The sequence below is a fragment of the Embleya sp. AB8 genome (genome assembly GCF_049739465.1).
Classification (GTDB): Bacteria; Actinomycetota; Actinomycetes; order Streptomycetales; family Streptomycetaceae; genus Embleya.
In genome coordinates this window covers 327,574-338,646 of record NZ_JBMHHY010000002.1, presented here as the reverse complement: position 1 = coordinate 338,646, position 11,073 = coordinate 327,574, and the positions used below count along the sequence as shown (strand labels likewise).

The window sequence follows — 11,073 nt, the reverse complement described above, 5'->3', positions numbered from 1 at the left end:
CGAGTATGTATACCCGGTATGCTCGAAACCACAAGGGCGGCACGTCGGGAAGCCGACACGGGTGAGCCGTGCGGTGAGAGGTGAGAGGGGGCGCCGCGATCAGTCGGTGAACGGCAACCGGCAGTTGAAGTTGAACGTGTAGTACTTGGTCTGCGCGTTGGCGATCGGCTGGAGGATCAGCAGTTGGACCGCGCCGGTGAAGCCGCCGATCAGCTGGGCCGGGATCGGCCACGGCACGGGCACGCTCTGCTGGCGCGGGCCGGTGCCGGTGAAGTGCATGACGTCCTGCGGGAACGCCCGGACCTTGTCGTAGATCCACTGGTAGACGACGTCGCCCTCACCCGTGCCGTCGACCAGCATGGTGCCGATGAACTGCACCTGGTCGAGGCCGTTGCAGCGTACGTAGGAGCCGTTGGCCCGGTCCGCGACGAGCCGGACGTCGGTCACCCGGAACCGCTCGCCGATCGGGGGCGGTGCGGTGGGCGAGCCGCCGCCGGAACCGCCGGAGCCGCCGGCGGTGGCCGGGGGGCCGCCGCCCGAGCCGCCGGACGGCCCGCTCGCGCCGGGCGCGGCACTCGTGCCGCCGGGCCGGCTGCCGGTGTTGCCCGCCGAACCGGCCGGCGCGGTCGTCGTCTCGGTCACGGTGATCGTGGGCACCGGGACCGGTTGTCCGTTGGCGGGCGCGCCGCCGGGCCCGGGGGTGGCACCACCGCCCGGCGCGGGGGTGGCCTCGACGCTCTGGTCCTGGGCGGGCAGTTGTGGGGGGATGTCGGCGGGGCTGGGCGCGGATCCGTCGTGTCGGGCGCGCATGCCGGGGCCGGAATTCCACACGTTCGTGAGCACGAGCAGCGTGATGAGGGTCAACGCGATGATCGTCGGGCCCAACGGCATCCGCCGGTGAAACCCGCGGATCGACCACATCACGCCTGCCTCCCCCACCACCGGTCGGACGTTGCCGGAAGGTGTCGCCGTGTCACGATCCGCATCCTCGACGAGCCTGCACCCTTCATCAACGATGCGCCAGACACACAGTCTGCCCGGCGGAACCGACGCCCGTCGTGCGGCTCAGCGTCGTCGCGGCGCCGGGAAACACCGGACGAGCAGGCCACCGGCGCAGACGATACCGGCTCCTCCGAGGGCGATCAGAGTCAAATCGACAACGGACGGACCCGTTGTGGGCAGTGTGGGCGGCGCATCGAAGGTCGGAGGCGTGACCGGAGCGGGAGTGGCGGGCGAGCCTGCCGGGTCGGGTTCGAGGAGATACCACGCGACGACTCGACCGCCGGAGCGCACGGCGTACACCCCGGGGCGATCGTCCGCGGTGATCTCCGCCCCCCACGAACGCAGCGCGTCCAGGCCCTCGTTCCCGCCGGTGAGCACGAGTTCGTGCTCGACGTCGAGGACCGCCTGACCCGACTCGTCGGTCAGCGGCCGGACGCCGTGCGCGGCCAGTCGGTCGAGCAGTCGTTCCCACTCCTCCTGGGTGGCGGCGTTCGCGGTCGGCGCCGGCCGGTTCGGCCCGGTCGGCACGACCGGCATACGCGCGGGCACCGGCGGATCCGGGTGCAGCGCGGGCGCCAGACCACGCGGGGTGGCGGCCGGCGACGACGCGGCAGAAGGCGCGGGCGCCGCGAACCCCCCGGCCGAGGCGGGCCGGGGGCCGGGCGCCGGTGCCCCGGCGAACGCCGGGGCACCGAGGAGGACGAGGGTCGCCGCCGATACACACCCGGCAGCCAGTCGACGTGCGAAGCCGCCGGGGGTAGGCATGTCGTCAGGCTAAGGAAAATCGACAAAGGACCCATTGAGCGACATTCATCACATCGGGATGATCATCCGATTTTCATTCGTCCGGCGGCAGGGCGTGCGGCCCTGCCTCGGCCCGACCCGGGCCACTGCGCCCCGGGCCACCGCGGCCCGGGGCGCACCGCACGCTCAGCGCACCTTCAGCAACACCTTGCCGATGTGCCCACTCTCCTCGACCACCCGGTGTGCCTCGGCCGCGTCGGCGATCGGCAACACCCGATCGATGATCGGCTCGACCCGCCCGGACTCCAGGAGCGGCCACACATGCTCCCGCACCGCCGCCACGATCGCCGCCTTCTCGGCCGGCGGTCGGGCCCGCAGTGTGGTCGCGGCCACCGCGGCCCGCTTGGCGAGCAGCTTGCTCAGGTCCAACTCGCCCCGGGCGCCGCCCTGGAGGCCGATCACCACGAGCCGCCCGTTGACCGCGAGCGCGTCCACGTTGCGATCGAGATACTTCGCGCCCATGTTGTCCAGGATCACGTCGACCCCGACGCCGTCGGTGGCCTCGTGCACCCGGGCGACGAAGTCCTCGTCCCGGTAGTTGATCGTGACCTCGGCGCCCAGTTCGCGACAGCGCGCCAGCTTGGCCGCGGAGCCCGCGGTGGTCAGGATCCGGGCACCGGCGGCCGCGGCCAGTTGGATCGCCATCGTGCCGATGCCGCTGGAGCCGCCGTGCACCAGGAGCGTCTCGCCCTTGCGCAGGTGGGCGACCATGAACACGTTCGACCAGACCGTACAGACCACCTCGGGCAGCGCGGCGGCCGAGACCAGGTCCATCTCCTCGGGCACCGGGAGGAGTTGGCCGGTGGGCACCCGGACCCGCTCGGCGTACCCGCCGCCGGCGAGCAGCGCGCACACCCGGTCCCCGACGGCCCAGCCGGACACCCCGGCGCCGACCTCGACGATCGTGCCCGAGGCCTCCAGACCCGGATACGCCGACGCGCCCGCCGGCGGCCGATAAAAGCCCTGCCGCTGCAACAGATCGGCCCGATTGACCGCGGACGCGGTCACCTCCACCAGAACCTCGCCCGGTTCGGGTTTCTCGTCCGGGACCTCGGCCCAGGTCAATACCTCGGGTCCGCCCGGCTCGGCAATCGTGATGGCGTACATGCCCTCAGCCTATGAGTCGGCCGGTGTCGCGCGGGGCTTATGCGTCTTGATCACCACGAGTCGGTCGCCCGCGCCGAGCACCGCTGCCTCCGGATCGTCGTAGCGCAGTGTGCGGTGTCCGCGCACCACGGCCACCACCAGATCGCCGCACTCGCCCGGCGAACGGCCCGTCTCGCGCTTGTCGATCGGCCGCTCGACCAGGTCCATGCCCGCGCCGTAGTGCATCAGGTCCTCCATCACCTCGCCCACGTTGGGGCTGAGCATGGAGACCCCGAGCAGCCGGCCCGCCGCACTGGCGGTGGTGACCACCGAGTCGGCCCCGCTCTGCCGGATCAGCGGCGCGTTCTCGTCCTCGCGGACCGCGGCCACGATCCAGGCGCGCCGGTTGAGTTGCCGCGCGGTCAGCGTGACCAGCGCGGCGGTGTCGTCCCGGTTGACCGCGACGATGATGTTCCGCGCCCGCTCGACCTCGGCCCGGCGCAGCACCTCGGCCCGGGTCGCGTCGCCCGAGACCACCACCAGCTTGTCGTCCTCGCTCGCCTCGGCGACCGCCTCCGGGTCGGCGTCGACGACCACGATGTGCTCGCGCGGGACCCCCTGCGCCATCAGCGTGTGTACCGCGCTGTAGCCGGTCGTGCCGTAGCCGACCAGGATCGTGTGGTCGCGCAACGTGGACCTCCAACGGTTGAGCCGCAGTTGCTCGCGCGTGCGCTCGGTGAGCACCTCGAGCGTGGTGCCGACCAGGATGATCAGGAAGACCACCCGCAACGGGGTGATCACCACGACGTTCACGAAACGCGCGCCGTCGCTCGCGGGGGTGATGTCGCCGTAGCCGGTCGTGGACAGGGTGACCGTCGCGTAGTAGACCGCGTCCAGGAACGAGACATGCTCGTCCACCGTGTCGCGGTAGCCGTCGCGGTCGAGGTAGACCACCAGGATGGTCGCCGCGAGCACGAGCAGCGCCATCCCGAACCGGCGCAACACCTGCGCGAGCGGCCCGGGACGGTCCTTGGGGATGTGTACGGTCGCACCCGCCTGCCCGGCCAGGCCCGCCGGTTCGGCCGAGCGCCGCTTCAGCGCCGGCAACGGCCGGGCCAACGCGCCACGCGGCCCGCGCCGATCGGCCGGCCGGTCGTCGGGGAAGCGCACGGTCCTCATCGGGGCGCCCCGAGGACCTCGACCCGATCGCCGGCCCGTACCCCGCCCGGCGGCACCACCGCGATGGCGTCCGCGACCGCGAGTCCGCGCAACATCGCGGGGCCGGCGAAGGCCAGCGGCCGATCCCCGCGCATCGGCACCAGGTGGGTGTCGCGCGGGTGGCCGGCCAGGTCGGCGCCGACCCGGATCCGGCGCGGACGCGGCTCCGGCCGACCGGAGAGCCGGCGCAGCAGCGGCACCGCGAGGGTAAGCATCCCGGCCACCGCGGCCAGCGGGTTGCCCGGGAGGCCGACCAGATAACGCCCGGCGCCCGGCCGTTCGCCGGGCAGGTGGGCGAGCAACATCGGATGCCCCGGGCGCACCGCGACGCCATCCACCAGGATGTCCGCCGCCAGATCGACGAGCAGCGGATGCACGTGGTCGCGCGGGCCGTCGGCGGTGCCGCCGGTGGTGATCACCACGTCGGCGCGCGAGGCGGTGACGTGGCCGCGCAGGGTGTCCAGGCGGTCCGGCACCCGGCGCACCCGCAGCAGGTCGGCGCCCAGCGTCCGCAACCACGGCGTAAGCAGCGGGCCGAGCGCGTCCCGGATCCGCCCGTCCCTGGGCAGCCCGGAGTCGACCAACTCGTCGCCCAGGACCAGCAGTTCCACTCGCGGGCGGTCCACCACGACCAGTTCGTCGTAGCCGGCGGCGGCGGCCAGGCCGGTGACCCCGGGGGTGACGGTGCTGCCCGCCGGCAACAACTCGTCGCCCTGCCGGCACTCCTGGCCGCACGCGCGGATGTCGGTGCCCTGCTGGATGTGCACGTCGCCGAACAACGTGCGGCCCTCGACCCGGCTCTGTTCGCTGCGCAGCACGGCGGTGGCCCCGTGCGGCACCCGCGCGCCGGTGGCGATCTCCACCGCGTCCCCGTCGCGCAGCACCGCGAGTTCGGCGCCCGACTCGCCCGCGAGCAGCCGGCCGTGCACCCGCCACGGTCCGGGTCCGGCCACCGCCCAACCGTCCATCGCCGAGGTGTCGAACGAGGGCAGGTCGGTGAGCGCGACGATGGGCCGGGCCAACACGTGATCGCGCGCGTGGTGCAGGGTGCGGGAGACCGCGGGCAGCGGGCGACCGGCGGCGCGGGCGGTGGCCCGGGCCTCGGGCCAGCCCAGGACCTGCCGAGGCCGCGGCTCGGGTCGGGGCACGGCCCGGCTCTCCCGAGAGATCATCGGGTGTCCGGCTCGGCGTCGGGGCCGTGCCGCTCGGCGAGCTCCTGCGCTTGGCGCAACGCCTCGGCGACCTCGGTCTCCCCGCCGCCGCGACTGGCCGCCGCGTAGCCGACCAGGAAGGCGGTGAGCGGCGCAGCCGGGCGCTGCACGTGGTGCGCGGCCACCCGGGTCATGTCGAGCAACGCCGGGATGTCCACGTCCAGTTCGATGCCCAGTTCCCGCTTGACCGCTTCGGTCCACTCTGCCAAGCCAGTCATGTCTCTCCTCTTCGGGGCTGTGCCCATCCTCCCCGACCGCGCTCGCGCCTCGCGGACATCCGCCCAGGTGTCGCAGTCGAACCCGGCGTCCGGCCCGGCCGGGATCCGGCGCGGGGCGAGCGGTGCGACCACCCGGCGCAGCGCGACGCCGGCCGGCCGCGCCAGGGCCGCGACCTCGGCCCGCAACGCGGCGGTACGGTACGCGGCGAGCAGGAACTGATCACGCCCGTCGGCGTCCACCGCGACCGCGCCGGCCGCGCCGGGCTCCAGGGCGGCCACCAGCCGATCGATCAACGCGGCGGGCACGAACGGCAGATCGGCCGCGAGCAGGACGACGTTCGCGGCCCGGACCGAGGGCAGCGCGGCGGCCAGCGCGGCCACCGGTCCACCGCCGGGCGGGTCCTCGCGCACCCACACCACCTCGCGGGCGGTGGGTCGGCGCGGCCCGACGACCACGATCCGCTCGGCCCCGGCCGCCGCGGCGAGCACCCGGTCGAGCAGCGACACCCCGGCCACGAGCAGGCCCGGCTTGTCCGCACCGGCCAGCCGCCGAGCCGCGCCACCGGCCAGAACCACCACGTCGAAGCCGCTCACGTCGGACCACCCCCGAAAACCGCGCACCACACAACCCACCCGCCCCCACCACCCCGACCCGCACCCGCACCCACCGACAACCCCGGCTCGCCCACCCCGCCGGCCGAATCCACCGCCGCCCAGCCGCTCACGTGGGGGCGTTGGCGGAGGTGGTGGACCAGCGGAAAAGCGTCATCCCGACGCTGGTCGCCAGGTTGTAACTGGACACCTTCGGCCGCATCGGGATGGCCACGAGTCGATCGGCCCGCTCGCGCAGCGCCGCGGAGACGCCGTGCCGCTCGGTGCCGAAGGCCAGGACCGCGTCGTCCGGGATCTCGATCGTGCGCAGGTCGGCGCCCTCGGGGTCGAGCACGAAGAGCGGTCCGGCGGGGAGTTCGTCCGGGCGCACCCGGGCCACCGAGGTGGCGAAGTGCAGTCCGGCGCTGCCGCGGACCACGTGCGGATGCCACGGGTCCAGCTCGCCGGTGGTCAGCACGGCGGCCACCCCGAACCCGGCGGCCAGCCGGACCACCGCCCCGACGTTGCCCAGGTTGCGCGGATTCTCCAGGAGTACGACCGGCGCGTCGCGCTCGGCGGGGAGCGTGGGGTCGGGCCGACCGGCGAGCGCGAGCACCCCGGTCGGACCGGCGCGCGGGGCCAGCTCGCGCAGCAGTTCGGCGGACACCTCGCGCGCCGTCTCCTCTATATAGCCGCCCACGTCGGCCGCGAGCTCGTCGGCGAGGGCGCGCGCCGCCGCCCGGTCGGTGGTCAGCACCAGGCGGATCTCGGCGCCGAACCGCAGCGCGTGCTTGACCGCGTGGAAGCCGTCCAGCAGGACCGCCCCGGGCGCCGCGGCCCGCCACAGCGCCAGGGTCTCGACCTCGTGGGGGTTCATGACAGCAGGGTAGGACGTGGCGCGCGGTGCCCCGGCCGGGCCGGGGCACCGGGCCGGCCGCACCGATCAGACCCGACCCGCGGTCGAGGACACCCCTTCCAGTCCGCCGTCGGCGCCGACGGGCCGAGCTGCGCTCGTCGGCGTCTCGGCCCGCGCGGCGGGTCGCCGGCGCAGTCGGTCCACCAGTCGCCCGACCACCCGCGATCGGGTCCAAATCAGGAACGCGGTGGGCAGGAACAACGCGTCGCCGATCGACATCGACGCGGAGAACGCGGGCAGCCCGAGCAGGACCGCGATGCCGAAGTGCATCCCGAGCAGGAGCACGATCGCGACGTACTTGACCCGCTTGGCGAACAACATGAAGACGAAGCCGACCTGGACGAACACCGTGAGGTAGCCCATCAGGACACCCAGTTCGGCATTCGAGCCGAGCGCGTGGGCGAGCCCGGGCCACGGCGCGAAGTACTCCAGGTTGAGCACGTAGTGCATCGCCGTGCCGTCCTGCCAGTACGAGCCCTGCACCTTGTACAGCCCGGCCGCGCCGTAGATGAAGCACACCTCGGCGGCGATCACGAACAGCGCGCAGTTGTGCACCGCGGTCACCAGGCCGGCCCGTACCTGTTCGAGCGCGCGCGGCAGCCGCCACAGCGCGGCGAACACCAGCACGATGCCCGGGATCCAGATCCACCGGCACACGAACGCGAAGGAGAGCTGCGGGTGGAACGCCCACGAGTCGCCGGGGCGGGTGGTGCCCAGCGCGACCATCGCGATCAGCCCGACCAGCACGCCGACCTCGTGGCCCGGACCGGTGCCGGGCCGGATCCCGGTACGCCTGGCCCGCCGGGCGTCCAGCGACCAGACCCGGCCGCACGCGGTGAAGGCGAGGTAGATCGACATCAGCAGCAGGACCGTGTCGCCGCCGTCGGTCATCAGGATGGACCGGCTGTTGAACGACACGACCATGATCGCGAACAGTATGCTCGTCGCCCGGGTGTGCCACCCGAGCACGAACAGCGCGCTGACCACGATCGCCGCGAGGTAGACACCCTCGAACCACCACCGCGAGTCGCTTGCCAGGAGCAGGCTGACCCCGCCGATCCCGTGCAGCAACTCCTTGGCCATGTCCGGCGACCAGGCCGACTGATCGCCCCAGATCTCCCGGCGGTTGAGGTACTCGCGCAGCAGACTGGCCAGGAAGACCAGGCCGTAGCCGATCCGCAACAGCGCCGCCTGGTGCACCGCGAAGGTGCGGGTGCCGACCGCGTCCAGCGCCTGGACCAGCCAGTGGCCGACGGCGTCCTCCACGCGGCGGAAGACGGTCGGCGCGGGACGCGTCCCGGCCTCAGCGGAAGTCATCGGGCTTCGTCTCCCACCAGCCGAGCGTGCGGTATTGGGTTTCCGGCTTGGTCTTCGCGTCCGGCTTGGCGATCACCGTGGTCGCGACCCGGATCCGGATGGACTCCATCGAGCGGTTCCGCCCCGCGTCCTGGAACCGGTGCACCACGATCCGGCGCAGATAACGCTCCATGAGGCTGCCCCGGCCGCCGATGGCCGTCTCGTCCTTGGGGTCGTGGCTGTCGGTGTAGCTCGACCACGCGCGCCGGATCATGTTCTGGTCGGCCTTGCTCGGATACGGGTTGTGCCGGATGTGGTCGAGGTCGTCCCCGGTCAGATCGGACCAGCCGGACTCGGTGAGCGTGCCGTCCGGGTTGCGTACCCGCGACTGCGCCTGCACGCGGAAGTTCTCCGACATCGGATTGGGCGCGAACAGCGCCCAGTTCTGCTCGAAGTACGGATAGACCCAGGTGCCGGTCTCCTTCTGGTACTCCTTCGTCAGCGTGTTGCTGGGCGCGACGTGCAGGAACACGAAGAAGACGTGGACCAGGGTGACCAGGATCGCGAGCACCGCGAACACCGCCGTGACCGAGCGCACCGCGGTCGAGCGCCGTTCGTCGGCGGGCACCGCCGGCTCCGTGGGCACGTCGACCGGGGCACGTTCGCCCGGCTGTTCCGGGATCCGGACGGCGGCGGGCGGGTCCGCGACCCGGGCCGGGACCTGCGCCGCGGGCGGCCCGTCGGTCGCGGTGCCCACCGCCGTGCCCGGCTCGGGGTCGGGCCGCGACCGATCCGCCGGTTCCTCGGGCACCGTGTCGTCAGGCGACTGCATGCCTCTCCCGTGGTCGATGGGTCCGCCGGTCCGGACCCGTGCTGCCGGCACGCTACCGGGTCCGGTCCGCCGGACGTACCGAAACCGCTGCCAACCGCTCGGTAGTGGCGAGTTCCGTGACCCTGGAACGTGTTCCACCTCGGGCGCCCGGCCGACCGGTCACAGGTCGAGCGCGCCCTCGCGGCCGTGCGCGCGGTAGCGGGCCAGCAGATCGCCTCGACCCGCGTCGTCGAGCGCTCGATACGTCGCGCCCCGCTCGGGCCGCCACCACACCTCTCCCGCCGCCCGAAAGCCCGCGCGACGCAGGCCCACCTTGTGCACCTTGTTGGTCGCCGTGGTCGGCACCTCGGCCACGACCCGGACGAACGTCGGCGCCATCTTGGTGCCCAGGTCCGCCTGTTCGGCCAGGAACGCGGCGAAGCCGACCGGATCGAACGAAGTTCCCTCGCGCAGTTGCACCGCCGCCATCACCTGATCCCCGGTCACCGGGTCCGCCACCCCGTAGACCACGACCACCTCGAACGGCGCGAACCGGGCGAGGATCCCCTCGATCGTGGCCACCGCGAGGTTCTCCCCGTCCACCCGCAACTTGTCGGCGGCACGCGCGGCGAAGTACAGATAACCCGCCGCGTCCCGGTAGAAGTGGTCCCCCGTCCAGTACCGCCCGTCCCGCCCCCGGGCCGCCGACGCGGCCGCGTCGCGCCAGTACCCCTCGAAGCCGCTGCGCCCGGTGTTGACCAACTCGCCGATCGCCGCGTCCCCGTTGACCAGCCGCCCGGCCGCGTCGAACTCGGCCCGGGCGCACTCCGCGCCGGTCGCCGGATCGAGCACCGCGGCCTGTTCGGGACACGGCCCGACCGCGCCGGCCGGGGTCCCGGGCCGCCAGTTGACGCTCATCCCGCCCTCCGACGAGCCGTACCCCTCGGTCAACGCGCAGCCGAACCGCGCCCGGAACCGGGCCATGTCCACCGCCCCCGCCTCGGTGCCGAACCCGGCGCGCAGCGGATTGTCCCGGTCGTCGGCCCGCTCGGGGGTGGCCAGCAGGTAGGAGACGGCCCGTCCCACATAGGTGAAGTACGACGCGCCATAGCGTCGTACGTCGGGCAGGAACCCGGACGCGGAGAACCGCCGGCGCAACGCCACCGCGCCGCCCGCGCGCAGCGCCGGCGCCCAGTTCGCCATCAGCGCGTTGCCGTGGAACATCGGCATGCAGATGTAGTTGACGTCGTCCGGACCGAAGCCGAACTGCCTGGTCAGCGCGCTACCGGCGGCGGCCAGCCGGCCCTGCGAGCAGATCACCCCCTTGGGCGCGCCGGTGGATCCCGAGGTGAACACGATCAGCAGCCGATCCGCCGGATCCGCGACCGGCGCGGGCAGCGCGGCATCGGCGTAGGGCCGCAGCAGTTCGGCGTGGGCCGGGTCGTCGACCACCAGGATCCGCTCCGCCGCGATGCCCAGGTCGAGCCCGGCAAGCAGCGGCAGGTGGGCGCGTTCGGTGACCAGGACCGCGCACTGCGCGTGGGTGATGTCGCGCGCCAACTCGGCGCCGCGCCGGGTGGAGTTCACCCCCACCACGGTGGCGCCGGCGACGGCCGCGGCGGACAACCACAGCGGGAACTCGGGGACGTTGTCGAGCAGGACGCCCACGTGCGGCTCCACCCCGCGCGGCAGCAGTTCGGCGAGCAGCGCGGCCCGCGCGGCGGCGCCGCGGGCGAGTTCGTGGTGCGTCCAGGTCCGGTCCTCGAAGTACAGGCCGATCCGTTCGTCGTTCCACTGGCGATGCACGAGCTCCGCGATCGTCACCATGCCGCACTCCCTCACCACGATCCGGTCCGGCCGGATCTGATAGACCGTTGGATCTGATGCACCGTCACATTCTTTGCCCGCATTCTTGGCAAG

At 73.2% G+C, this 11,073-nt stretch carries 10 protein-coding genes; all 10 read right to left on the bottom strand.

Annotated features, from left to right (window positions below):
- Positions 1 to 99: 99 nt before the first annotated feature.
- A complete protein-coding gene (locus ABIA38_RS04525) occupies positions 100 to 864 on the bottom strand; it encodes a hypothetical protein (RefSeq protein WP_424637066.1) in 765 nt (254 codons plus the stop codon).
- 201 nt (positions 865 to 1,065) lie between these two features.
- The gene (locus tag ABIA38_RS04520; protein WP_424637065.1) at positions 1,066 to 1,767 is read right to left on the bottom strand and encodes a hypothetical protein; all 702 of its coding nucleotides are present in this window, start codon (positions 1,765 to 1,767) and stop codon (positions 1,066 to 1,068) included.
- Positions 1,768 to 1,932: 165 nt separating this feature from the next.
- Positions 1,933 to 2,913 carry an NAD(P)H-quinone oxidoreductase gene (locus ABIA38_RS04515; protein ID WP_424637064.1) on the bottom strand — a complete coding sequence of 327 codons (981 nt, stop codon included), beginning with the start codon at positions 2,911 to 2,913 and terminating at the stop codon, positions 1,933 to 1,935.
- A 9-nt stretch (positions 2,914 to 2,922) separates the two neighbouring features.
- The gene (locus tag ABIA38_RS04510; protein WP_424637063.1) at positions 2,923 to 4,071 is read right to left on the bottom strand and encodes a potassium channel family protein; all 1,149 of its coding nucleotides are present in this window, start codon (positions 4,069 to 4,071) and stop codon (positions 2,923 to 2,925) included.
- Positions 4,068 to 5,258, bottom strand: coding sequence for a molybdopterin molybdotransferase MoeA (locus ABIA38_RS04505; protein ID WP_424637062.1), 1,191 nt, complete (start codon positions 5,256 to 5,258; stop codon positions 4,068 to 4,070). Before ABIA38_RS04505 ends, ABIA38_RS04510 begins: the two co-directional genes overlap by 4 nt.
- 20 nt (positions 5,259 to 5,278) lie before the next feature.
- Complete coding sequence (locus tag ABIA38_RS04500; protein ID WP_424637061.1) at positions 5,279 to 6,133, bottom strand: NTP transferase domain-containing protein; 855 nt, start codon at positions 6,131 to 6,133, stop codon at positions 5,279 to 5,281.
- 127 nt (positions 6,134 to 6,260) lie between these two features.
- The gene (locus tag ABIA38_RS04495) at positions 6,261 to 7,007 is read right to left on the bottom strand and encodes a TrmH family RNA methyltransferase (RefSeq protein WP_424637060.1); all 747 of its coding nucleotides are present in this window, start codon (positions 7,005 to 7,007) and stop codon (positions 6,261 to 6,263) included.
- Positions 7,008 to 7,073: 66 nt separating this feature from the next.
- Positions 7,074 to 8,363 carry an HTTM domain-containing protein gene (locus ABIA38_RS04490; protein WP_424637059.1) on the bottom strand — a complete coding sequence of 430 codons (1,290 nt, stop codon included), beginning with the start codon at positions 8,361 to 8,363 and terminating at the stop codon, positions 7,074 to 7,076.
- Positions 8,350 to 9,174 carry a DUF5819 family protein gene (locus ABIA38_RS04485; RefSeq protein WP_424637058.1) on the bottom strand — a complete coding sequence of 275 codons (825 nt, stop codon included), beginning with the start codon at positions 9,172 to 9,174 and terminating at the stop codon, positions 8,350 to 8,352. Before ABIA38_RS04485 ends, ABIA38_RS04490 begins: the two co-directional genes overlap by 14 nt.
- A 159-nt stretch (positions 9,175 to 9,333) precedes the next feature.
- The gene (locus ABIA38_RS04480; protein WP_424637057.1) at positions 9,334 to 10,980 is read right to left on the bottom strand and encodes an AMP-binding protein; all 1,647 of its coding nucleotides are present in this window, start codon (positions 10,978 to 10,980) and stop codon (positions 9,334 to 9,336) included.
- Between the last annotated feature and the right edge of the window lie 93 nt (positions 10,981 to 11,073).